Here is a 23719-nt window from a genome sequence, read left to right as displayed (position 1 = left end):
CGTCAATTAACCGGAGCCTCAGAATCAGCCCAAAGGCACCGGATAAGGTTGCGGGCATGACTGAGTCGCACCCCAGGATCAGCAAGGCTGTCATCCCCGCAGCAGGCCTCGGCACCCGGTTCCTGCCGGCCACCAAGGCCACTCCCAAGGAGATGCTGCCGGTCGTCGACAAGCCGGCGATCCAGTACGTGGTCGAGGAGGCCGCGTCCGCGGGCCTCGATGACGTCCTCATGATCACAGGACGCAACAAGCGCCCCCTTGAGGACCACTTCGACCGCAACTACGAGCTGGAGTCCGCCCTTCAGAAGAAGGGCGACGCCGCGCGACTCGCCAAGGTCCAGGAGTCCAGCGACCTCGCCACCATGCACTACGTCCGCCAGGGCGACCCCAAGGGCCTCGGCCACGCCGTCCTGTGCGCGGCCCCGCACGTCGGCGACGAGCCCTTCGCCGTCCTCCTCGGCGACGACCTCATCGACCCCCGCGACCCCCTGCTCCAGCGCATGATCGAGGTCCAGGAACAGCACGGCGGCAGCGTGATCGCCCTCATGGAGGTCGCCCCCGAACAGATCCACATGTACGGCTGCGCGGCCGTCGAGACCACCGACGAAGGCGACGTCGTCAAGGTCACCGGCCTGGTCGAGAAGCCCGAGGCCGCGGACGCCCCGTCGAACTACGCGATCATCGGCCGCTACGTCCTCGACCCGCACATCTTCGGCATACTCCGCCGGACCGAGCCCGGCCGCGGCGGCGAGATCCAGCTCACCGACGCCCTCCAGCAGCTCGCCGACGACGAGAAGGTCGGCGGCCCCGTGCACGGCGTCGTCTTCAAGGGCCGCCGCTATGACACCGGGGACCGCGGCGACTACCTGCGTGCCATTGTCAGACTCGCATGCGAACGTGAGGACCTGGGCCCGGACTTCCGGACCTGGCTTCGCAGTTACGTAGCCGAGGAGATGTAGCAACGTTGAGCAGCGCCGCGCCCCGCACCACCGGCCAGGACCACCTGTGGTCGGTGGACGAGCACCTGGAGGACATCCTCGCGACCGTCCGCCCCCTCGAACCCATCGAGCTGCAGATCCTCGACGCCCAGGGCTGCGTCCTGGTCGAGGAGGTCACGGTGCAGGTCTCCCTGCCGCCGTTCGACAACAGCTCCATGGACGGGTACGCGGTCCGGGTCGCCGATGTCGCGGGCGCGAGCGAGGAGTACCCGGCCGTCCTGACGGTGATCGGGGACGTCGCGGCCGGCCAGGGCGGCCTGCTCCACGTGGGCCCCGGCCAGGCCGCCCGCATCATGACGGGCGCCCCGCTGCCGCCCGGCGCCGAGACCGTCGTCCCCGTGGAATGGACCGACGGGGGCCTCGGCGAGGGCCCCGTCACCGGCATGCGCGCCCGCAGCGCCGACCCCGACGGCGCCCACGGCGAGGTGCGCGTGCACCGCCCGGCACCGGCACGCGCGCACGTACGCGCGCAGGGCAGCGACGTCCAGGCCGGCGACCGCGCCCTCGCCGAGGGCACGATCCTCGGCCCGCCGCAGATCGCCCTGCTCGCCGCGATCGGCCGCGGCACCGTACGTGTGCGCCCACGCCCGCGCGTGGTCGTCATGTCGACCGGCAGCGAGCTGATCCAGCCCGACGAGAAGCTCGGCAGCGGCCAGATCTACGACTCCAACAGCTTCGCCCTCACCGCCGCCGCCCGGGACGCCGGGGCGATCGCCTACCGCGTGGGCGCGGTCGCCGACGACGCCGAGACCCTCCGCTCCACCATCGAGGACCAGCTCGTCCGCGCCGACCTCGTCGTCACCACCGGAGGCGTCAGCGTCGGCGCGTACGACGTCGTCAAGGAGGCCCTCTCGCACGTCGCCGACGAGGACGAGCCCGGCGCCGGCGTCGACTTCCGCAAGCTCGCCATGCAGCCCGGCAAACCCCAGGGCTTCGGCACCATCGGCCCCGACCACACCCCGCTGCTCGCCCTGCCGGGCAACCCGGTGTCGTCGTACGTCTCCTTCGAGCTGTTCGTGCGGCCCGCGATCCGTGCCCTGATGGGCCTGCCGGACGTCCACCGGCCCGTGACCAGGGCGGTCCTGGACACGGACAAGGCGCTGACCTCGCCGTCCGGGCGCCGCCAGTTCCTGCGCGGGAAGTACGCCGACGGCCGGGTGACGCCGGTCGGCGGCGCCGGATCACACCTGATCGCGGCGCTCGCCCACGCCGACGCGCTGATCGTCGTACCGGAGGACAAGGAGTCCGTGGAGCCCGGCGCCGAGGTCGAGGTCGTGCTGCTCGGCTGACCGGGGAGGCCGGGGGCGGCCGAGGGGTGCGAGTGGGGAGTACCGTGTCGCGCACAACAGGCCCGACCGGGAGCGCCGCAGCACATGAGCACGCAGGACGACCGACTGACGCACATCGACGAGGCGGGCGCCGCCCGCATGGTCGACGTATCCGGCAAGGACGTGACCGCGCGCACCGCCCGTGCCAGCGGCCGCGTTCTCGTCTCACCCCGCGTGATCGAACTGCTGCGCGGGGAGGGCGTCCCCAAGGGCGACGCCCTGGCCACCGCGCGCATCGCGGGCATCATGGGCGCCAAGCGCACCCCGGATCTCATCCCGCTCTGTCACCCGTTGTCGGTGTCGGGTGTGAAACTGGATCTGTCGGTCGCGGACGACGCCGTCGAGATCCTGGCCACCGTGAAGACGACGGACCGCACGGGCGTCGAGATGGAGGCCCTCACGGCGGTCTCGATCGCCGCGCTCACCGTGATCGACATGGTCAAGGCGGTCGACAAGGGGGCGGTCATCACGGACGTGCGGGTGGAGGAGAAAACCGGCGGGAAGTCGGGCGACTGGAGCAGGGCATGACGCAGACACTGCCTCTCGATTTCGGGGGCCCGCTGCTCACGGCCTACGCCGCCATGGTCGTGACCGCGTCCAACCGTGCGGCGGCCGGCGTCTACGAGGACAAGGGCGGCCCCCTCATCGCGGCCGGCCTGGAGACGTTCGGCTTCGCCGTCGACGGACCGTGGGTCGTGCCCGACGGCGACCCCGTCGAGAACGCCCTGCGGGCCGGTGTCGAGGCCGGGTACGACGTCATCGTCACCACCGGCGGCACCGGCATCTCGCCCACCGACCGCACCCCGGAAGCGACCCGCGCGGTCCTCGACCACGAGGTGCCGGGCATCGCCGAGGCCATCAGGGCGTTCGGACGGGAGAAGGTGCCGACGTCGGCGCTGTCGCGCGGGCTCGCCGGAGTCGCGGGCGGAACGCTGATCGTCAATCTGCCGGGTTCCACCGGCGGGGTGAAGGACGGACTGGCCGTCCTGGAACCCCTGTTGAAACACGCCGTCGACCAGATCCGCGGCGGCGATCACCCCAGACCCGACGGCAGCAGCGGGGGTGCGAGCTGAACAGCCCATCCTGGCCCGTCGAGCTGAGGGACGGCGATGTCGTCCTGAGGCCCGTCAGGCTGCGCGACCAGCGGGCCTGGCGCGAGGTCAACCGCCGCAACCGGGACTGGCTGCGCCCCTGGGAGGCGACGATCCCGCCCCCGACACCGAGCGGCCCGATCGCCCACCGGCCGACCTATCGCCAGATGGTCCGGCATCTGCGCGCGGAGGCCAACGCGGGCCGGATGCTGCCGTTCGCCATCGAGTACCAGGGGCAACTGGTCGGCCAGTTGACGGTCGCCGGCATCACCTGGGGCTCGATGTGCTCGGGCCACGTCGGCTACTGGGTGGACGAGGCGGTGGCAGGACGTGGCGTCATGCCGACCGCGGTCGCCATGGCGGTCGACCACTGCTTCCGCACGGTCGGACTGCACCGCGTCGAAGTCTGCATTCGCCCCGAGAACGGGCCCAGCCGCCGGGTCGTGGAGAAACTCGGATTCCGCGAGGAGGGACTCCGGCCGCGTTATCTCCACATCGACGGGGCCTGGCGCGACCATCTCATCTTCGCGCTGACCGCCGAAGAGGTGCCGGAGGGGTTGCTGAGCCGCTGGCAGCGGGCACGCTCCCAGAACACACCGCGGAATTGAATATATGTTCGAAATTAATGGGTCGGCGATCGTCTCTGGACGTTAAATTCACGCTCCCGGTGACCTGCTGATCGCATCGGTCACAAAAAAAGCTCGAAATATCAGCCAGATCGTGCGACACACCGGCTCAATTGGCAGATGGCCTCACGCAAACCCCTCTACCGTGTGAGGCGTGAGCAGCAGCGGCCTCATCTACGCAGTCATTGTCGGGGCCTGGGCCGCCTACTTGGTGCCGATGTGGCTCCGTAGGCAGGACGAGCTGAACGAGGCTCGTCCGACGGAACGCTTCAGCACCGCAATCCGGCTTCTGTCCGGACGGGCGGGCATGGAGCGCCGGTACGCCAAGGACCTGCGGGCGCGCTCCACCGACGAGGAGGAGCCCAGCGCCGGAGCCCCGGAGGGTGCCACCGACTCGGTGGACGTCCGGGCCTTCGCCATGCCCCCGACCCGCCCCAAGGCAAAGGTTCAGGTACAGCAGGTACAGCAGGAGCAACAGGTACAGCAGGAGCAGCCGAGGGCGCCCAAGCGGGAGCAGCAGGCACCGGTTCAGGCGCAGGCGCCGGCCCCGACGAGGGAACGGGAGCGTGAGCGCGTACCGGCGGCTCGTCGGAGCGCGGGACAGTCGGCGGAAGCCGCCGCGCGCGCCCGGCGCTCGAAGGTGCTCGCGCGCCGTCGGCGTACGACGGTGATGCTGTTCTTCGCCTTCACGCTCGGCGCGATCGTCGCGGCCGTCGGCGGACTCGCCTTCCTCTGGGCGCCCGCAGTCCCGGCAGTCATGCTGAGCGGATACATCGCCTACCTGCGTACGCAGGAGACGCGCCGTTTCGCCTACCAGATGGACCGGCGCCAGGCCGAGCTCGCCGCGCAGCGACTGCGTGAGCGCCAGCCTCGGCGGCGTCCGCCCGCCGACCCCGGGGCCGACGAGCAGGACGAGCACCCGGAGCCGGCCACCGACGTCGCCCCGTCGGCGCTGTCCGCGCTCGCCGCTGACCGGCGTGCGCTGGTCGAGCAGACCGATCACGCGGAGTGGGTCGACCAGCAGCGTGAACGCCAGCGCCGCCCCGGCCACGGCGACAGCTGGGACCCGGTACCGGTCCCGCTGCCGACGTACGTGACCGCACCCGTCGCCCCGCGCGCCACATCCGACGTGGACCTCGGCGGACCCGACGCCTGGAGTTCGGCGCGGTCCAGCACGGTGGGCCGCGAGGCGGAGGAATCGACGGCGACGGAGGACCCGGCGCAGGACGAACCGACCTCGGAGTCCGAGTCGGACCCGGACTCGGAGGACGCGGACGGACGCACCGACGCCCGACGCGCGGCTTCCGCCCGCCGGGCACGCGAGCGGGGCCGTACACCGCTGTTCGACCAGTACGAGGACGGCGAACGGCCCCGGGCGGCCAACGAGTAGAGAGCGGTGCTCGGCGGCACTCCGGGCAGGTGGGAGTGCGTACGGCAGCCTCTGCCGGCCGGCGCGGAACGGATTTCCGAGCACCCGGACCGGGATGCTAGAGTTCCACTCGTTGCAAGGGCCTGTGGCGCAGTCTGGTAGCGCACCTCGTTCGCATCGAGGGGGTCTGGGGTTCAAATCCCCACAGGTCCACCGCAGCTCAGAGCCCCAGTCGGAGAGATCCGGCTGGGGCTTTCTTGCGTTGTGCAGCAGCGAAGTGCGGCACCTGCTCCCGACGTTGCTTCCCAAGGTGCTTGCCCGGCTTGTGCGGTGTCGGTCACTGCCGATGTGTCTCTCGGCGTTCTGACATACCGCTGAAATGTCGATCTGGGAGTCTGGCCGGGCAACCAACCGTGTTCCGCATGTCAGGACGATGTCTTGCATTGACGCATGAGCTCTGCGCCCGTCATAGTGCTGCGAACACTCCTCGGGATCCGGGTACTGGGAGGAACGGGATGAAGACCGATGCCACCTCCAGCCTTTGCGGAGACTTCATGCTGGCTGTGTTCCTGGACGACCGAGGCCGTGTTCCCGGCTATCGCACCGGCCTCGGATTCGGCCTGAGCGGCGCGATGCTGATGGAACTCGCTCTGGGCGGTTTCGTCGACGTCCTGGGCGGACGCGTTGTCGCCGTCCCCGGTGCACAGCCGCGCGACCGCGCGCTCGGCGAGGCTCTCGTGCGGATCCGGTCGTCCCGCAGACCGCGTACGGCGGCGGAGTGGGTCAGGGTCCTGAGCGTCGGGGCGCACAAGCGTCTGGCGGTCGGCTTGATCGCTGAGGGTGTCCTGGCCGGGCGGGCTCGTCGCTACGACGTCCTGGTCGGAGAGAGGCGGGATACCGCGATCCGCTCCCTCGCCGGTACGGCCGGTTCCTCCGGGCGCTTGATCGCGCTGGCCGCACTGGCGAGTGCGTGCGGGGCCGCGTCGGACGGCTGGGAGTGGGGCGAGTACGAGGCGGTGCTGCGGTCCACGAGCCCGGCCTGTGCCCAGATCCTGGCCGCGGTCGCCGACTGTGTGTGGCGCGGGACGCTCTCTTCCTGGACCTGAACCCCGCCGCCTGGTCCGTGTCGCCTCGGCGCGGCGGGATCGGGATCGGTGTACTCGCCGGTCAGTGCGGTCGGCGGACGTCGTGGAAGTCGGACTTGCGGATCTTCGCGTGGACGCCCTTCACGTCGTCGACGACCTGGGAGACCGCGAAGTCGCCCGCCGCGCTGAGGTACGCCATCGCCAGATGACGGTCGATGCCGTAGTCGGTCACGAGCAGGTCCAGCGCGCAGCGCACGCAGTCGCGCATCGCCTCGTCGAGGTCCTTGTCCAGGCCGATCGGAACCAGGTAGTCGTCCGTCTCGGCGAACGGCGTGACGCGGCCATGGCCGGGCCGCAGGGCCGCACCGCCCGGTATCACCTCGAGCTTCACGGTGGCGCGCAACGACGCTTCGAACGCGGTGAGGGCGACCTCGCCGTCGCCCTGGGCGAAGTGGGGGTCCCCGAAGTAGACCAGCGCGTCGTCGACCTGCACCGGGAGGAACAGCGTGGCGCCCTCGCCGAGCAGGGAGATGTCGATGTTGCCCCCGTGGCGCCCCGGCGGCACCGAGTGCGGCCGCTCGTCCCCGGGTACCGCCACGCCCATCACGCCGAGGAAGGGACGCAGCGGGAAGCGGAGTGAGCCGCGAGCGGGGTCCGCCGGATCCACCGCCATCCGGCCCCACGCGCCGTGGCGGTCCGCGTGTGCCGTGGCGAAGGTGAACGCGGGACCGGACGTCGACGGCATCTCGCCGGGGAGTGCGCCGAAGCCGTGGCGGGCGGAGACCATGCCGTACGGAACCCGGGGAGTGAGGCCGAGAACGGTCACGGCGAGCAGATCGCCGGGCCGGGCCCCGGCCACGGCTATGGGTCCGGTGACGAGGTGCGGCCCGTCGTCGTCGAAGTCGTGCGGCATACCGGAGTCCGCCACCTGCTGGGCGTCGTCGAGCACATGGCCGCCGCCGACGCCGTAACGGCCGAAGAACTGGGTGGGGTTGCGGCCCTGGTCCTCCAGCACTCCCTCGTGGCTGAGTGTGTCGACCGTGACGACGGTGCCCGGTTGCACGACCGCGCACGGTGCGTCCGCCTCGCACGGAAGGCGGCCCCACAGGGTGTTCCCCGGCGTGGCCGGGACGTAGGTCGTCGACGCGATCGCTCCATGGCCGGGCTGGAGGATCGGGAAGCCGGTGGCGGCGAGGTCGAGGAGGGGCGAGTCGATCGCGGTCATGGCCCACCTTTCAAGGAGGGGAAGGGCTGGCCCGACGCTAGGAACGTCCCGTTGCCCCGGTGTTTCCGGCGGGGGTCCGTGCCGTAAAGCTGTCTCGTATGGCAACATGGCATCTCGTATATGTGGATGCAGAGGAGACCTGGATGGACGTCGGCGACGTTGTTCTCATCGGCGGTGCCGGCCTTGTCGGTGGATTCGTCAACTCCATAGCCGGCGGCGGGTCGCTGCTCCTCTTCCCCGCCCTGATCGCCGGCGGGCTGGGTACGGTGGCCGCCAACGTCACCAACTCCGTGGCGCTCTGGCCGGGCTACCTGGGCAATGTCGCGGCACTGCGGGGGGCTTCCCGCCCGTCTTCCGTGACGTCGCTGGCGGTCGTGTCCGCGGTGGGTGCGGCCGCCGGATGCGCGCTGCTGCTGCTCACTCCGTCACGGATCTTCTCGGTCGCGGTGCCGTTCCTCGTTCTCGGTGCCAGTGCCCTGCTCGCCTTCCAGCCCCGGTTGCGGGCACTGCTCGGCGCCGACGCCGGTGACCACCGCGTCAGGCTGTACGCCGGCACGCTCGCCGGCGCGGTCTACGGCGGCTACTTCGGAGGTGGGCTGGGAGTCATCCTGATGGCACTGCTCGGCCTGACGCTGTCCGCTCCGCTGGCCGAGGTGAGCGTGCTCAAGGGGACGTTGCAGCTGGTCGTGGCCACTGTGTCGCTCGTCGTGTTCGCGCTGTTCGGCCCCGTGCACTGGATGATCGCGCTCGTGGTCGCGCCGGCGTCCCTGGTCGGCGGAGTGCTCGGCGGCCGGCTGTCGACGAAGCTGAGCGAGCCGGTGCTGCGCGCCGCCGTGGTCGCCTTCGGCATCCTGGCGGGCGTCTGGCTGGCTGTCCGCGCCTTCGGGTGACACACGCGGCTGCCGCGCGTGGGAGAGCGCCGGAGGATCGTCAGGCCGTGCCGGGCCAGCCACCCCGCGCGGGTCCTGCGGGGGTGCGTCGCGGGACCCGCGCGGGGTCGGCCGCGGTGCGGGTCCTGCGGGGGTGCGTCGCGGGACCCGCGCGCAGTCGGGCGCGGTGCGGGTCCTGCGGGGTACGTCGCGTCGGGTGGCGGGTTCATGGGGTGGTCGGTCGGTGGTCGGTTGGCGGAGGGCGGCTGTGGGACGTGGTCGGTCTGGGTTCGGGGGCGAGGGTTGGTCGGTCGCCGTGTGCCGGGGTCGGGCGCGGTGTGAGTCCTGTGGGGCAGGTCGCGTCGGGTGGCGGGTTCATGGGGCGGTCGGCCGACGGTCGGTTGCCGAAGGGCGGCTGCGGAACGTGGCCGGTCTGGGCTCAGAGTTGAGGGCTGGTCGGTCGCCGTGTGCCGGGGTCGGCTGTGGTGCGGGTCCTGTGGGGTGGGTCGCGTCGAGTGGCGGGTTCATGGGGTGGTCGGTTGCCGGAGGGCGGCTGTGGGACGTGGTCGGTCTGGGTTCGGGGGCGAGGGCGGGTCGGTCGCCGTGTGCCGGAGCGGCCGTGGCGCGGGTCCTGGCGGGGCAGGTCGCGTTCGGTGGCGGGTTCGTGGGGCGGTCGGTCGGCGGTGGGTTCCCGAATGCCGGCCGACCGCCGACCTCGGATCAGAGGTCGAGGACCAGTCGGTCGCTCTGGCACCGGCCGACGCAGATCATCATCGTGCGTCCGGCAATGCGTTCCTCGTCGGTGAGTACGGAGTCCCGGTGCTCGGGGGTTCCGGCGAGGACGCGGGTCTCGCAGGCGCCGCAGTAGCCCTTCTCGCAGTCGTAGGACAGGCCGCTCACGGCGTCGCGCAGGACCTCGATGAGGCGGCGGTCGGACGGCACGGTGAGGGTGACTCCCGTGCGCGCGAGCCGGACCGAGAAGGTGCGGTTCTCCGTGGCGTCGTACGCCGCCTCCAGGCCGTCGCCCGCCGTGAAGCGCTCCAGGTGCAGCCGGTCGGTGAGATCCAGGCGGGCGCACTCGCGCTCGACGGCCGCCAGCATCGGCGCCGGGCCGCACGCGTAGACGGCGGTGTCCGCGTCCAGGTCGCCCAGCAGCCGGGGGAGGTCGGGCAGTCCGGCCTCGTCCTGGGGGAGCAGGGTGAGCTTGTCGCCGGCGACGGTGGCGAGTTCGTCGGCGAACGCCATCGTCGAGCGGGTGCGTCCGCCGTACACGACGGAGAAGGGTGTGCCGCGTCCGGCGGCCGCACGGGCCATGGCGAGGATCGGTGTGACGCCGATGCCGCCGGCGAGGAACAGGTAGGACGGCGCCGGCGTGAGCGGGAAGTGGTTGCGCGGCCCGCGTACCGCGAAGGTGGCTCCCGGGCGGGCCAGTTCGTGGAGTTCGGCCGATCCGCCCCGGCCCTCGGGCTCGCGCAGGACGCCGACGCGCCACGTCATGGCGTCGGCGGGGTCACCGCAGAGGGAGTACTGACGCAGCCTGCCCGAGGGCAGCCGCACCTCGACGTGCGCGCCGGGCAGCCACGAGGGGAGTTCGCCGCCGTCCGGCAGGCCGAGGTCGACGGCGACGACGTCCCGCGCCGTGGTGTGGACGGCGGTCACCCGCAGCGGGGTGGGGGTTGTCAGGGCGCGGATCGCGCCTGCCGCCGTACTCGCCCGGGGGCCGGGTGTGAAGACCGCCGGGATCGCGTCCCAGCCGGACTGGTTGCCGCGTGTCGGGTAGGCGACGAGCCCCTCCTCGATCACCCGGTAGTCGGGCAGCCGGGTCAGTACCTGCGTCATCATCGCGCGGAACATGGCCCGGGCGAGGTGTGCGCCGGCGCACCGGTGGGAGCCGATGCCGAAGCTGAGATGGCGGCTGGCGTCGCGGTCCAGCCGTACCTGCTCGGGGTCGGGGAACACGGCGGGGTCGTGGTTGGCGGCGACCCACGGGATCAGCACCCGGTCGCCCGCTCCCATCGGGCAGCCGCCGACCTCGACGTCCTGGGTGACCGTTCGGGCCATCGACTGGGAGGGGGCGAACGCGCGCAGGAATTCCTCGGTCGCGGTGTCCAGGAGGTCGGGGGAGTCGATCAGCCGCCGGAGCTGCTCGGGGCTGCGGGCGAGGTGGACGAGCGTCGATCCGGTCAGGGAGGTGGTGGTGTCGACGCCGCCGGCGATGAGCAGGCCGATCACCGACACCAGCTCGTCCTCGCCGAACTCGCTGCCGTCGCCGCGCCGGCCGGCCACCAGCTCGCTGACCGCGTCGGCCCGTGGCGCCGACCGGCGCTCGGCGATCAGCTCGCGGATGCGCTGGTCCATGTAGGCCAGTCCGGCGGCCCCGCGCACGGCACGCTCGCTGCCGGCCTCCGCGGCGAAGATGTCGTGGATCGGACCGGCCAGCTTCGCCCAGTCCTCCTCGGGGAAACCGAGCCAGTCCAGGGTCACCGCGGCCGGCAGCGGGTTGGTGAGGTCACGGACGAAGTCGCAGGAGCCGAGCTCGACGAAGTCGTCCACGACGCGGGCGGCGTGGCGCTCGATCATGGGCACCAGCCGCTCGATCGCCTCCGGGGTGAGCAGCGGGTTGATCAGCTGGCGGTAGTCGGTCGACCGCGGCGGGTCGAGCTCGATCGGGTACTGGTCGAGGCCCGCGCCCTTGGGGATGACGATGCCGACGCCCTGGCCGCCGTGGTCGCTGCGGGCCGAGGAGAACGTCTCGTCGTCGCGGGCGATACGGGCCACGTCGGCATACCGCGTCGTATAGGTGAAGCCGCCGTAGGCGGCGGACCGGCCTACCGGGCAGGACTCGCGAAAGCGCGCGTAGTAGGCGACCGGATCGGCGTTGGCCTCATCGGAGTGGTGATCGAAGTCGATGTCGGCGGACATGGTGGGCACGCTCCACGTGCTCGGCCTGCTGCGCGGTGTTGTCCGGCCGCGCCACCGGATGTCTGGTGCCTCATCGGCGTCGCCACACTAAGGCGCTGCCGCGCTGTGCGACAACGGCGGGTGGGCGATGTCTCAGAAGGTCAGCACAGCTTTGCCGACCGAGCCGGACCGGACCGCCGCGACGGCCTCGTTGATCTGCTCGAACGGGAAGTAGGTGATCATCTTCTCGACCGGGAACCGGCCCTTGGCGTTCAGGTCGAGCAGCTGGGGCAGGAACACCTGCGGCAGGCTGGACCCGGCGATGATGCCGGTGACGCTGCGCCCGTTGAGGATGCTGCGCCACTCGAAACTCATCGACTCGCTCGGCCCGATGCCGATGACCCCGGCGCGGCCGAGCGGCCCGAGAGCCTCCACCGCGACGCGCAGGACGTCCTCGCGCCCGGTGGTGTCGATGACGAAGTCGAATCCCTCGGGGACGAGGGCGGCCAGTTGTTCGGCGGCCGGCCCGGCCGAGGAGTCGACGGTGTGCGTGGCGCCGAAGCCGCGGGCCGCCTCCAGCTTGGCCGGGTTCACGTCGACGGCGGCGACGATCGCGCAGCCGCTCAGGGCGGCCGCGATGATGGCGGCCACGCCGACAGCCCCGGCCCCGAAGACGGCGATCGACGACCCGGGGCGCGGCTGCAGCACGTTGAGCACGCCGCCGGCGCCGGTCTGGAAGCCGCAGCCGAAGGGGCCGGCCCGCAGCAGGTCCAGTGAGGGGTCGATCTTCACGACCGCCCGCTCCGGTGCGACGACGTGGCTGGCGAACGACGACTGGCCCAGGAAGTGGGCGTTGACCTCGCGGCCCTCATGGGTGACCGCGGTCGAGCCGTCGGGGCGGCGGCCGGAGAAGTTCACCGCGTCGAAGCCGCGGCAGTAGGCGGGCGAGCCGGTGCGGCACAGGGTGCACGTGCCGCACGACGCGAAGGACATGGTGACGCTGTCGCCGGGGCGTACGGAGGTGACGTGCGTGCCGACCTGCTCGACGATGCCCGACCCCTCGTGCCCGAGCAGTGCCGGTGTGGTGAAGAAGGTCGCGAACTCGAGGTCGGTGCCGCAGATGCCGACGCCGGCGACGCGGACGAGCACCTCGTCGGGACGGGGCTCCTCCAGGTCCACCTCGGTCAGGACGAACGGCTGTCCGGCTTGCTCCAGCAGAGCGGCGGTGGCGCGCACCAGGCCTCCTGTAGTGACTCACATAGCGAGATCGCATATTGACATGCGTGACAAGGTCGGTCAAGGTTCACGTATGGCTGCTGTTGACTTCCCTTCTTCCCAGCACTTCATCGACGGCGAGTGGGTCGCGGCCCGTGACGGCGGCACCCTGGACATCGTCGATCCGGCCACCCAGCAGGTGATCACCGAGGTGGCGCTGTCGGGCCGAGCCGATGTCGGCGACGCGGTCGCCGCGGCGCGCCGTGCCTTCCCCGCCTGGGCGGCGACCAACCCCAGCGAGCGCGGGGCACTGATCCGGCGCTGGGCCGACCTGGTCATGGCCGAGGTCGAGGCGCTGGCGGCCGTCGAGGCGAGGGACGTGGGCAAGCCGCTGTCCGGCGGCCGGACGAACATCTACATCGCCCACGGCATCATCGACTACTTCGCCGGCGCGGCCGACAAGCTCACCGGGGTCACGCTGCCGACCCGCAGCCCCGACTACCTGGGCTACACGGTTCCCGAGCCGTACGGCGTGTGCGCCGTCGTCATCCCGTGGAACGTGCCGGCCGTCCTCATGGCCGCGAACGTCGCACCGGCGCTGGCCGCGGGCAACGCGGTCGTCCTCAAGCCGTCCGAGATCGCGCCCCTGGCCCCGTTCGCGCTCGTCGAACTCGCCCGCCGCGCCGGCTTCCCGCCCGGGGTGATCAACGTCGTCGCGGGCGGCCCCGAGGCGGGCGCCGCACTGACCTCGCACCCGGACGTCGACCACATCAGCTTCGTCGGCTCCACCGCCACCGGGCGGGCGATCATGACGGCCGCCGCGCAGAACCTCGTACCGGTGAAGCTCGAACTCGGCGGCAAGTCGCCGAACGTGGTGTTCGCCGACGCCGACCTCGACACGGCGATCGAGGCGGTCGTCGGCTCGATCACCGAGAACGCGGGACAGAACTGCTACGCCGGTTCCCGGCTGCTCGTCGAGGCCTCGGTGCACGACGAGGTCGTGGAGCGGGTCGCCGCCGGCATGGCCGCGATCAAGACCGGGCCCTGGGAAGCGGACCTGGACATGGGTCCGCTGGTCAGCGCCGCGCAGTTCGCCCGCGTCAGCGGATTCCTGGAGGACGCGCCCCGCGAGGGCGCGCGGCTGGTCACCGGTGGCGCGCCCACCGGCGACGGATGGTTCGTCCAGCCGACCGTGTTCGACCGCGTGGACGCGGGCATGCGCGTCGCCCGCGAGGAGGTCTTCGGCCCGGTCCTCGCCGTACAGTCCTTCCGCGACACGGCCGAGGCGACCGAACTGATGAACGCGACGGACTTCGGTCTGCTGGCCTGCATCTGGACCAACGACGTCTCCCGGGCCCTGCGGCTGGCGAAGGACGTCCGCTCCGGGCAGGTGGCGGTCAACCAGTTCCACGACGCCGGAGTGATCGGCTTCCCGTTCAACATGCAGAAGGACAGCGGCTTCAGCCGGGGCGGCGGGTACGCGGCGCTGCGCGAGTACACGCAGGAGAAGGGCGTGGCCATCCGGTTGTTGGCCCGCTGAGAGTCGACATCATGGGATCCGTCGCAGAAGCGCGGTCCGGACCGGCCCGGGAGAGGGCGGGGCCGGACGCCGAACCCGCCGGGCTGGAGCGGGAGCTGACCGAGGCCGTGCTCGCCGGAGCCGCGCGCTCGGACGTGCTCCGCGCGCTTCTGCGGGCGACCGGCCGGCAGGTGCGGCTGCTGTCCGCCGAGGGCGTGCCGCTGGCGACCACCGACGGCGGATCCGGAGTCGCGGCCACGGTCGCGGACGGCGTGCTCGCCGGCGTGGCGGAACCGGTGGTCGACACGCTCGACGGGGTGTGCGCCACGGCGCTGCCCGTGCGAGCGGGTACGACGGTGGGCGGCGTGCTGCTGACCGTCGGTCCCGCCGACCCGCGGGTGCAGGCGCTGGCCGGTGCCGCCGTCACCGCGCTTCTCATCGACGCCGTGCGCGCGGGGGACGCCTCGGCCGAGGTCTCGCCGCGGCACACACCGGCCGACGTCGTCGCCGCGCTGCGGTCCGGGACGGTGAGCCCCTCGGTGTGCGCGGCGGCCGCGGTACTGGGGATCGATCTGCGGCGACCGCCGGCCGGTGCCGTACTGCACTACAGCGGCTCCCGCCTGCGCGCCTGGTCCACCGCCCTCGCCTGGCTGGAGCACCCCGTGCAGCAGGAAGGGCGTACGGCGTGGACGGTGGCGTCGGGCGAGGTCGTGCTCTCCCGACTGCAGACCAGGCTGCGCCTCATGACCGGCGACGAGTCCGCCGGTGACCACGTCGTCGCGGCGAGCGGTTTCCACCCCGACTCGACCATCGGTCTGGCCCGGTCCTTCACCGAGGCCGAACGGCTGCTCGGGCTGGCCAGGAGCCGGCGTGTCCCGCTGCTCACCTTCGGTGGCTGCGGGGTGGTCCAGTTGTTGCTGCCCCTCCCGCGCGCGGAGCTGGAGGCGTACGCCGAGGCGCACCTCGGGCCGGTCCGGCAGCGTCCGGAGCTGATGGCGACCCTCCGTGCCTGGCTGGCCGAGCGGGGCAGCCGGCAGAGCGTCTCCGAACAACTCCATCTCCACCGCAACTCGGTGGGCTACCGGGTCCGCCAGATCAAGAACCTCCTCGGCACGGACCCCCTGCTTCCCGCCGCCTCGGCGCAGTTGCACCTGGCGCTCGCGGCGCTCGACCTGCTCGCCGCCGACGACCAGCGGCTGCGCGGCGACGACGAAGAACCGGTCTCCGCCGGACACTGAGCCGCCCTCGGCCGGGGCCGCCGGGGCGTGCGGCGCGATGCGTCCGCACCCGCTCCCGGCCCGCCCTGGCCTGCGCTGTGAGAGTCAACAGCAAGTGAAATGCCGACAACAGTCGGTGAAACGCCGACGAAACCCAGTTTTTCCATACAAGCGTTGACAGCGCTGGTCGGCATGGGCAGAGTGGCCCCACAATACGTTCCACCGCCTCGCAATGCGAGACGGCAAAGGTGAGGAGGGCCGCGGTGCGAGCGATGGTGCAGACCGACTTCGGGGGAGCCGAAGTCGTGTCCCTGCAGGACATCCCGGAGCCGGTGTGCGGTGCGCGCGATGTCGTCGTCGAGGTCGCGTACTGCGGGCTGAACCGCCTGGACCTGCTGCAGCGCAAGGGGCCCGGGCTGATCCCCGGCTTCCGTCTTCCGCACGTACCGGGCATGGACTTCGCCGGCACGGTGGTGGCGACCGGATCCGCGGTCAGTTCCCTGGTCCCCGGCGACCGGGTCGTCGCCGACCCCACCCAGGGCTGCGGGAGCTGCCCGCGCTGTTCGGTGGGCGATCGTGCGTACTGCGTCAGCCCGCGCATCCTCGGCGGCAACATCCCGGGCGCGCTGGCCGAATACGTCCTGGCGTCCGCCGAATCGATCGTACGGGTCCCCCAGTCGGTGTCGCTCGACGAGGCTGTCACTCTGCCCACCGCCTTCGCGACGGCGTGGCACGCGGTACACACCGTCGGAGCACTGGACGCCGGTGAGACCTTCGTGGTGCACGCGGCCGCCAGTCCCGTCAGCCTGGCGGCCATCGCGCTGGCCAAGCAGGCCGGTGCCTCGGTCGTCGCGTTCGCGGGCAGCGACGCGAAGCTGGCCGCGGCCCGTGCGGCCGGCGCGGACCTGGCCCTGCGCAACGAGGAACCGGACCCGGCGAAAGCGGTGACCGCCTTCACGGACGGCGCCGGCGCGGACCTGGTCCTGGACCACGTCGGCACCGGCACCTGGCGCACCTCACTGGACTGCCTCGGCATCCGCGGGCGGCTGGTGCTGCTGGGCAACACCAGCGGCGACCAGGTGTCCTTCTCTCTCCGCGAGGTCTTCCACCGCGGCCTCAGCCTGCTGGGCGCCGGGGGCTACACCTCGGCCGACTTCGTCGCCGCCACCTCGGCCTGCTTCGCCGACGGCCTGCACCTGCCCACCGCCGCCCGGTTCCCGCTCGGGGACCTCGCCGACGCCTGGGACGTGCTCGGCGCCCGCGACACCATCGGAAAGGTCGTGATCACGCCATGAACGACCTGCTGATCGTGGGTGGCGACATCGTCACCATGGACTCCGCACGGCGGGTCCTCACCGGCGCGACGATCGCCGTGTCCGGGGACAGCATCGCCGCGCTCGGCACCACCGAGGACCTGCGCGCCCGCTTCCCGGGCGCGAGAGAGATCGACGCGTCGGGCTGTGTCGTCATCCCGGGCCTCGTCGACGCCCACCAGCACACGACCGTCGACCCCCTCGTGCGCAGCACGATCCCGGATCACATCAGCTCGCAGGAGTCGATCTTCGACTGGATCGTCCCGCTGCACGCCCACGCCGACGGTGACGACGACGAACTGGCCGCGACCATCACCGCCGTCGAGTGCCTGTCCCGGGGCATCACCACCGTGCTGGAGCCGGGCACGGTGGCCTACCCGGAACGGGTCGCCGCCGGGCTGGCCGCCGCGGGGATCCGCGCCCGGGTCGGCGGCTGGGGCTGGGACGCCGAGGGCGTGCCGTTCGGCGCGCCCGCCGACGAGGTGCTCGCCCGGCAGGAGGACATCGTCCGGTCCCTGCCGACCACCGGGCCGGTCACCGGATGGGTGACACTCGTCGGCCACGACCTCGCGAGCGACGAACTCTTCGTCGGAGCGGCGAACCTGGCCGAGCGGCTCGATACCGGAGTGACTTGGCACGTCTCGCCGGGACCCGCCGACACCGAGGCCTACGCCCAGCGCTGCGGGCGCCGGCCGGTGGTCCACTTCGGCGAACTGGGCGTCCTCGGCCCGCGTCTGCTGCTGGGCCACGCCGTGTGGCTCGACGACGCGGAGGTCGACGCGATCCTCGCCACCCGTACCGCGGTCGCCGCCTGCCCGGGGGCCTACCTGCGCCTCGCCCAGGGCTACACCCGCGCCTCGCGCCACGCCGAACTCGTACGCCGGGGAGGCAGGGTGGCCCTGGGCTGCGACGCCCACAACGCCGGCGACGCCCCGGACGTCCTCCTGGCCGCCTATCTGTTCGCCGGCCTCGAACGTGACCGGGACCTGCCCGACCCGATCCGCGCCGAGCAGGCGTTCGCGCTCGCGACGGTCGACGGCGCCGAAGCGGTCGGTCTGGGCGGGCGGACCGGCTCTCTGGAGGTCGGCAAGGCCGCGGACATCGTCGTACTCGACACCAGTGACCCCGCCTGGATGCCCCGGGGCGACCTGGCCCGCCAGCTCGTCTGGGGCCACGTGTCGCGCACCGTCCGTGACGTGCTGGTCGACGGCCGTGTGGTCGTCCGCGACCGGCAGCCGACCGGCATCGACCTCGCCGCCGTCGCCGAGGCCGCCGCCGAGCGGTCCGCCGCTCTCCTGCGGCGCGCCGGCCTCACGCCCCGCCCGACCTGGCCGACACAGCCGGCGGGCACCCCGTAAAGGAGACCACCCGTTGAACGTCATCGACATGTCCGGACGCTCTCCGGCCCAGAAGCAGGGCCTGCTCTCGCAGCTGGTGGTACCGCGGCCGATCGCGATGATCACCACGCTCGACCCGGACGGAGGGGTCAACGTCGCGCCGTACAGCTACTACATGCCGGTCAGCGGCGAACCGCCGCTGATCGCCGTCACCATCGGTGCCCAGCGGGAGGCGACTTCGGAGCCGAAGGACACCTGGCTCAACATCGAGCGCACGGGCGAGTTCGTCGTCAACGTCACCACCGCCGAGCTCGCCGAGCACATCGAGGCGGTGGCCCGCGAGTACCCCCGCGGCGTCAGCGAGATGGACGTCGCCGCCTGGCGGTCGGTGCCCTCACAGGTCGTCGACACGCCGTCGCTGGCCGACAGCCCCGCGCACCTGGAGTGCCGGGTGCACGAGGTGATCGACCGCGGCGACCACACCTCCTGCTTCTCGGGCGTGCACATCGTCCTCGCCGAGGTCGTCTGCATCACCACCGACGACTCGCTGATGTCCGCCCCGGGCCGCGTCGACCCCACCCGGGTCCGAGCGGTCGGGCGGATGGGCTTCCCGTGGTTCGTCACCGCGGGGGAGGAGTCCATCTTCCACCAGGAGCGTGTCTCCTACGCCGAGCTCGACCGGGCCGCCCGGTCCGCCAACTGACCCACCCCCCCCGCGTCACCACCGCCTCCACAGGGCGGTGACCCACCCAGCGAACGGAACCGCAGACATGACTGCAGGCAGATCTCTCTGGCGTAGCAGGGCGGCGCTCGGCCTCGCCCTCACAGGAGCCCTCGCGCTCTCCGGCTGCGCCAGCAACGACGCGACGGCACCCAAGGCGACCCCCGCCGCGACCGGCGGCGCCAGTGGCGGATCGGGCCTCAACGAGCCCGACGTCAACGGCGACGGCAAGGTCGTCATCGGTGTCCTCAGCCCTGGGGACATCAACGACCGCGGCTACTACGAGAGTTTCGTCGACTCGGCGGACGCCTACGCCAAGGAAAAGGGCTGGACGGTCATCAAGCGCGGGAGCGTGCCCGCGAGCGACGCGCTCAGTGCCGCACGCGCGCTGTGCCAGCAGAAGGTCGACATGGTCGCGCTCGCCGCGAGTGAGCTCAAGGCCGCCATCCCGGCCTCCGAGGAGCCGGTCTGCGCCAAGACCGCCTGGTACGTGCCGTCGTCGGCGAACATCGACCAGACCCCGCGGATCATGCTGTCCTCCGACAACCCCAACCAGTCGATGCTCGCCGCCGGCTACGCCGCGGGCCTGAAGATGAAGGCGGCCGGCTACACCAAGGCCGGATTCGTCACCGGCATCAAGGCCGACTTCAGTGTCCTGGGCGCCAAGGCCTTCCTCGCCGGGATCCGGGAGGTCGTCCCCAAGGCCACCCTGGTGAGCACCTACACCGGCGACTTCAACGACTCGGCGAAGGCCAAGGAAGCCATCCAGGCCCAGATCAGCCAGGGTGCCAAGGTCATCTACCCCTACCTCGGGGGCGCGACCGACGCCGCCGCGCAGGTGGCGAACGCCAGCGGCGTGCTGACCCTCACCCCGGGCACCGACCGGTGCGCCTCGACCAGCCCGAAGTTCGACATCTCGGTGATCTTCAGCCCGGGTGACTACTTCCGCGCCGCGCTGGAGGACTTCGCCAAGGACGACCTGAAGATGGGCACGCCGCGCGTGTGGCAGCTGGGCGTCGACCCCTACCCGACCATCAAGATCTGCAAGGGCCAGGGCGACGAGGACCAGCAGCTGGCCGAGTTCATGAAGAAGATCGGCAACAAGGAGATCGACCCGGAGGCCGAGGTCAACCGCCTCGGCTGACCGACCGTGCCGACACCGACCCAGGAGATTCACACGCGATGACACCGACGACCTCAGCGGCCCGGATCCTCGAGCTGCGTGGCATCACCAAGACCTACGGGTCCGTCACGGCCTGCGACGCCGTGGACCTCACCGTCGACGCCGGCGAGATCCACGGTCTCCTGGGCGAGAACGGGGCGGGCAAGTCCAGTCTCATGAAGGTTCTGCTCGGACTGATCCGGCGCGACGCCGGCACCGTGCTGGTGCGCGGTGAACAGGTCGCGCTGGACAGCCCGCAGGAGGCGGCCGAGCTGGGCATCGGCATGGTGCACCAGCACTTCAGCCTCATCAACGGGCTCACCGTGTGGGAGAACGTCGCACTCGGCGACACCGGCGCGGTGAACAAGCAGGCCATCTGCGCCGACATCGCCCAGGTCGCCGAACGGTACGGGCTGCCGGTCGACCCCGAGGCGCGCGTCGACGCGCTCTCGGCGGGCGAGCGGCAGCGCGTCGAGGTGGTCAAGTGTCTGCGGCGCAACCCTCAGATCCTGATCCTCGACGAACCCACCTCGGTGCTGACCCAGGCCGAGTCGCAGGAGCTGTTCGCCGTGCTCGGCCGGGTGGTGCAGGAGGAGGGGCGCGCCGTCATCCTCATCAGCCACAAGCTCGCCGAGATCGTGCAGGCCACGGACCGGGTGACGGTCCTGCGCAAGGGCAGTGTCGCCTTCCGGACGGTCACCGCCGAGACCACCGCGCCGGAACTGGCCCGCCAGATGGTGGGCCGTGACGTGTCGCTGCACGAGGAGGGAGCCGCCCTCGGCCTGCTGCCGGTCAGCACGACCCGCACGGGCCGGGGCGGGGCCCACGACCGGCCCACCCCTGTCCTGAGCCTGGCCGGGCTCACCGTCGAAAAAGGCGGGGTGAAGGTTCTCCAAGGAATCGACCTGACCGTGGGCGAGGGCGAGATCTGCGCCCTCTACGGCGTCGAGGGCAGCGGCCAGGCAATGCTCGGCGAAGTCCTCGCCGGGCTGGTCCTGCCGACCGCCGGCACCATCGAGGTCGCCGGCCGCAGGGTCGACGTGACCCGGCCCGGCGCGCTCGGAAAGGCCGGTCTCGGCATCGTGCCGGAGGACCGGCACCAGAGCGGCGTCGTCCTCGACATGAGCGTCACCGAGAACCTGACGATGAAGTCGCTCGACAAACTCAGCGGCCGGTTCCTGCTGCGCCGCCGCGCGATGCACGCCGAGGCCCGTCGCCTCGCCGACGAGTTCAACATCATCGCGCCCTCGCTCGACGCGCCGCTGCGCAGCCTCTCCGGAGGCAACCAGCAGCGCGTCGTACTCGCCCGGGAACTGTCCGGTCACACCAGCGTCCTGGTGGCCGCGCAGCCCACCCACGGACTGGACGTCGGCGCCATCGAGGACATGTACGCCCGACTGCGCAGGGCGGCCGCGGACGGCGTCGGAGTGCTGCTCATCTCCACCGAACTCGAGGAAGTCATGGCCCTTGCAACCTGGATCGCGGTGATCTCGTCCGGGCGGATCACCGGAGCACTCCCCGTCTCGGAGGCGACCCCCGAGCGACTGGGCATGCTGGTCGGCGGTGAGGCCGCATGAGTGCCGCCTCACTGACGCAGGGGGACGGGGACGACCTCGCCCGGCGCTTTCTCGCCCAGCTACGGCCCGGGCGCGACGGCTGGATGACGGCGGGCCTGACCGCCGTACTGCTCGCCGTCGCCGCGGGCGCCTCCGCGCTGCTGCTCGTACTGACCGGTGGCTCGCCGAGCGCTTCGGCGGAGGCGATATGGACCGGAAGTCTGGCCGACGCCACGGGATGGACGACGACGCTGCTCAACACGGCGCCGTTGCTGCTGGTCGCGGTCGGTGCGTGCGTCTGTGCGTCGGCCGGCACGTTCAACATCGGCCAGGAGGGACAGGTCCTCATCGGCGGCCTGGTCGGCGCCTGGGTCGGGCTGCGGCTGGCCATGCCCGGCCCGATGCTGGTCGTCGTGGTACTGGTCGCCGCGGCCGTCGGCGGTGGCGCCTGGGCCGCGCTCAGCGCGGTGATGCTCCGCCTGCGCGGCGTCAACGTCCCGGTGAGCACCCTGCTGATGACGTTCCTCGCCATCCAGCTCGTCACGTTCGCCGTCAGCACGCCGTGGCTGCAGGAGAGCGCGCAGGGCTCCTCGGGCATCGCCGACGCGGCGTCCAACCCCCTGCCGGCAGGCGCCCGGCTCGGCGGCTTCGGGCAGTACCCGTCCGTGCAGTGGAACATCGGCCTGTTCATCGCCCTCGTCGCCGCGGCCGGTGTCGCCGTGGTCCTCACCCGCAGCCGGTGGGGCTTCCGGGTGCGCATGCTCGGACTGAATCCGCTGACCGCCAAGCACACCGGCGTACGGGTGGCCGCGCTCGGCGGCTTCACCCTGGCACTGTCCGGTGCCTTCGCGGGACTGGCGGGCGGGCTGCTGCTGGTCAGCCCGGTCGGCACCAACCGCCTGCAGGCCGGGCTCTCGGACAACTTCGGCTGGGACGGCCTGCTCGTCGCGCTCGTCGCACGCAACCGGCCCCTGGTCGCGATCCCGGTGTCGCTGGTGTTCGCCGTACTGCGCGCGGGCGGAGATTTCCTCTCGGCCACGGGCGTGCCGTACTACCTCGTCGATGTCGTCAAAGCACTGCTGGTCCTCGCGTTCGTCGCGCCGCCCGTGCTCGTCGATCTCTTCCGCCGGCGTCGCGGTGCCACACCGCAGGCGACGCCCGGCCTGTCCGTAGTCCCGACCAAGGTGAAGGCAGCCGCGTGAGCGTTCTGGACAGCACCACCACCATTCTCGCCAGCGGTGTCCGGCTGACCGTGCCCCTGGCGTTCGCCGCCTGCGGTGAGTACGTGGCCGAGCGCGCCGGCACGATGAACATCTCCATCGAGGCGATGATGCTCGGCGCCGCGTTCACCTCGATCGCCACAGCGAGCGCGACCGGCAGCGCCACCGCCGGTCTCCTGGCGGGCGTCCTGACGGGCCTCGTCCTTGGCTTCACGCACGGCAACCTCTCCCACCGGGCGCAGATCAACACCTTCGTCGTCGGCCTGGTGCTGAACGCGCTGGTGCTCGGGCTGACGAGCTACCTGATCACGACGAACGAGTTCGTCTCGCACCAGGTCGGGGTGTTGTCGATCCCGCTGCTGCAGGACATCCCGATCCTCGGCAAGCCGCTGTTCTCCGAACGCTGGCCGGCCTTCCTGCTGTTCGCGCTGATACCGCTCACCTGGTGGCTGGTCGAGCGCAGCCGCTGGGGCCTGGAACTGCGGGCGGTGGGGGAGAACCCCCAGGCCGCCGACGTCACGGGCATCAAGGTGAACATGCGGCGCCGGCAGGCTCTGCTGTGGGCCGGCGCGCTGGCCGGTCTCGGCGGCGCCTACCTCGCGGTCGGTGAGGTCGGATCGTTCAACCAGAACATGACCGCAGGGCGCGGATACCTCGTCATCGCCGCTGTGATCTTCGGGGCGTGGCGGCTCGGCCGGACCATGCTCGGCTGCCTGGTCTTCGGTCTCTCCGACGCGATGCGCCTGGCACTCCCGGCGCTCGGCGTCACCCTCAACGCCCAGCTGCTCGTCGCGGCCCCGTACCTCCTGGCGCTCCTGGCCATGCTCCTGTTCACCACCCAGCACCGGGAACCCGGCGCACTCGGCCGCCCCTTCGAGCGCGGGTCGACCTGATGCCCGACACCGGACGACGACGGACACCGACCCCGCGAAGGCACGGGGCCGGTGTTCACCGTGGGTGTGCGATA

At 71.7% G+C, this 23719-nt stretch carries 20 protein-coding genes and 1 tRNA gene; 18 read left to right on the top strand and 3 right to left on the bottom strand.

Annotated features, from left to right (window positions below; translation table 11 throughout):
- Positions 1-56: 56 nt before the first annotated feature.
- The 8 genes from galU to ACH4TV_RS27980 all read left to right on the top strand — a co-directional run bounded on the left by galU (position 57) and on the right by ACH4TV_RS27980 (position 6518).
- Positions 57-959: a UTP--glucose-1-phosphate uridylyltransferase GalU gene (gene galU, locus ACH4TV_RS28015; protein WP_398402780.1), complete on the top strand. Its 903-nt coding sequence runs from the start codon at positions 57-59 to the stop codon at positions 957-959.
- A 5-nt stretch (positions 960-964) separates the two neighbouring features.
- Positions 965-2287, top strand: coding sequence for a gephyrin-like molybdotransferase Glp (glp, locus tag ACH4TV_RS28010; RefSeq protein WP_398402778.1), 1323 nt, complete (start codon positions 965-967; stop codon positions 2285-2287).
- 84 nt (positions 2288-2371) lie between these two features.
- Entirely contained in the window at positions 2372-2854 is a 483-nt protein-coding gene (gene moaC / locus ACH4TV_RS28005) for a cyclic pyranopterin monophosphate synthase MoaC (RefSeq protein WP_398402776.1), read from the top strand.
- Positions 2851-3399 carry a molybdenum cofactor biosynthesis protein B gene (locus ACH4TV_RS28000; protein ID WP_398402774.1) on the top strand — a complete coding sequence of 183 codons (549 nt, stop codon included), beginning with the start codon at positions 2851-2853 and terminating at the stop codon, positions 3397-3399. The genes moaC and ACH4TV_RS28000 overlap by 4 nt, the downstream gene beginning before the upstream one ends.
- The gene (locus tag ACH4TV_RS27995; RefSeq protein ID WP_398403008.1) at positions 3396-4025 is read left to right on the top strand and encodes a GNAT family N-acetyltransferase; all 630 of its coding nucleotides are present in this window, start codon (positions 3396-3398) and stop codon (positions 4023-4025) included. The genes ACH4TV_RS28000 and ACH4TV_RS27995 overlap by 4 nt, the downstream gene beginning before the upstream one ends.
- A 172-nt stretch (positions 4026-4197) precedes the next feature.
- Positions 4198-5433, top strand: a complete 1236-nt coding sequence (gene glpR, locus ACH4TV_RS27990) for a gephyrin-like molybdotransferase receptor GlpR (RefSeq protein ID WP_398402772.1) — start codon at positions 4198-4200, stop codon at positions 5431-5433.
- A 118-nt stretch (positions 5434-5551) separates the two neighbouring features.
- Positions 5552-5625: transfer RNA gene (locus ACH4TV_RS27985), tRNA-Ala, on the top strand.
- 302 nt (positions 5626-5927) lie between these two features.
- The gene (locus ACH4TV_RS27980) at positions 5928-6518 is read left to right on the top strand and encodes a GPP34 family phosphoprotein (RefSeq protein ID WP_398402770.1); all 591 of its coding nucleotides are present in this window, start codon (positions 5928-5930) and stop codon (positions 6516-6518) included.
- Between the two features lie 61 nt (positions 6519-6579).
- On the opposite strand, the gene ACH4TV_RS27975 is transcribed toward ACH4TV_RS27980, so the two are convergent.
- Positions 6580-7722, bottom strand: coding sequence for an acetamidase/formamidase family protein (locus ACH4TV_RS27975; RefSeq protein WP_398402768.1), 1143 nt, complete (start codon positions 7720-7722; stop codon positions 6580-6582).
- Positions 7723-7865: 143 nt separating this feature from the next.
- Here ACH4TV_RS27975 and ACH4TV_RS27970 point away from each other — a divergent pair, with 143 nt between their 5' ends.
- Complete coding sequence (locus ACH4TV_RS27970) at positions 7866-8612, top strand: sulfite exporter TauE/SafE family protein (RefSeq protein ID WP_398402767.1); 747 nt, start codon at positions 7866-7868, stop codon at positions 8610-8612.
- A 699-nt stretch (positions 8613-9311) separates the two neighbouring features.
- Here ACH4TV_RS27970 and ACH4TV_RS27965 read toward each other — a convergent pair.
- Both ACH4TV_RS27965 and ACH4TV_RS27960 read right to left on the bottom strand, forming a co-directional pair.
- Complete coding sequence (locus ACH4TV_RS27965) at positions 9312-11513, bottom strand: cytochrome P450 (RefSeq protein ID WP_398402766.1); 2202 nt, start codon at positions 11511-11513, stop codon at positions 9312-9314.
- A 132-nt stretch (positions 11514-11645) separates the two neighbouring features.
- On the bottom strand, positions 11646-12728 hold the full coding sequence (locus ACH4TV_RS27960; protein ID WP_398402764.1) for an NAD(P)-dependent alcohol dehydrogenase: 1083 nt from the start codon (positions 12726-12728) through the stop codon (positions 11646-11648).
- Between the two features lie 73 nt (positions 12729-12801).
- Between ACH4TV_RS27960 and ACH4TV_RS27955 the strand changes: the two genes are divergently transcribed.
- The 9 genes from ACH4TV_RS27955 to ACH4TV_RS27915 all read left to right on the top strand — a co-directional run bounded on the left by ACH4TV_RS27955 (position 12802) and on the right by ACH4TV_RS27915 (position 23645).
- Positions 12802-14247 (top strand): aldehyde dehydrogenase family protein, encoded by a 1446-nt coding sequence (locus ACH4TV_RS27955; protein ID WP_398402762.1) that lies wholly within the window; start codon positions 12802-12804, stop codon positions 14245-14247.
- A gap of 11 nt (positions 14248-14258) precedes the next feature.
- Positions 14259-15464, top strand: coding sequence for a PucR family transcriptional regulator (locus tag ACH4TV_RS27950; RefSeq protein ID WP_398402760.1), 1206 nt, complete (start codon positions 14259-14261; stop codon positions 15462-15464).
- A gap of 251 nt (positions 15465-15715) precedes the next feature.
- Complete coding sequence (locus ACH4TV_RS27945) at positions 15716-16738, top strand: alcohol dehydrogenase catalytic domain-containing protein (RefSeq protein WP_398403006.1); 1023 nt, start codon at positions 15716-15718, stop codon at positions 16736-16738.
- Positions 16735-18114: an amidohydrolase family protein gene (locus ACH4TV_RS27940; RefSeq protein WP_398402758.1), complete on the top strand. Its 1380-nt coding sequence runs from the start codon at positions 16735-16737 to the stop codon at positions 18112-18114. Before ACH4TV_RS27945 ends, ACH4TV_RS27940 begins: the two co-directional genes overlap by 4 nt.
- A 13-nt stretch (positions 18115-18127) precedes the next feature.
- The gene (locus ACH4TV_RS27935; RefSeq protein WP_398402756.1) at positions 18128-18796 is read left to right on the top strand and encodes a flavin reductase family protein; all 669 of its coding nucleotides are present in this window, start codon (positions 18128-18130) and stop codon (positions 18794-18796) included.
- A gap of 67 nt (positions 18797-18863) precedes the next feature.
- A complete protein-coding gene (locus tag ACH4TV_RS27930) occupies positions 18864-19958 on the top strand; it encodes a BMP family ABC transporter substrate-binding protein (RefSeq protein WP_398402754.1) in 1095 nt (364 codons plus the stop codon).
- Positions 19959-19996: 38 nt separating this feature from the next.
- Entirely contained in the window at positions 19997-21553 is a 1557-nt protein-coding gene (locus ACH4TV_RS27925) for an ABC transporter ATP-binding protein (protein WP_398402752.1), read from the top strand.
- The gene (locus tag ACH4TV_RS27920) at positions 21550-22734 is read left to right on the top strand and encodes an ABC transporter permease (protein WP_398402750.1); all 1185 of its coding nucleotides are present in this window, start codon (positions 21550-21552) and stop codon (positions 22732-22734) included. Before ACH4TV_RS27925 ends, ACH4TV_RS27920 begins: the two co-directional genes overlap by 4 nt.
- Positions 22731-23645, top strand: coding sequence for an ABC transporter permease (locus ACH4TV_RS27915; RefSeq protein ID WP_398402748.1), 915 nt, complete (start codon positions 22731-22733; stop codon positions 23643-23645). The genes ACH4TV_RS27920 and ACH4TV_RS27915 overlap by 4 nt, the downstream gene beginning before the upstream one ends.
- Positions 23646-23719: the final 74 nt, after the last annotated feature.

Origin of the sequence: Streptomyces sp. NPDC020898 (assembly GCF_044333925.1) — a bacterium.
Classification (GTDB): domain Bacteria; phylum Actinomycetota; class Actinomycetes; order Streptomycetales; family Streptomycetaceae; genus Streptomyces.
This window is presented reverse-complemented; position numbering and strand designations above follow the sequence as displayed.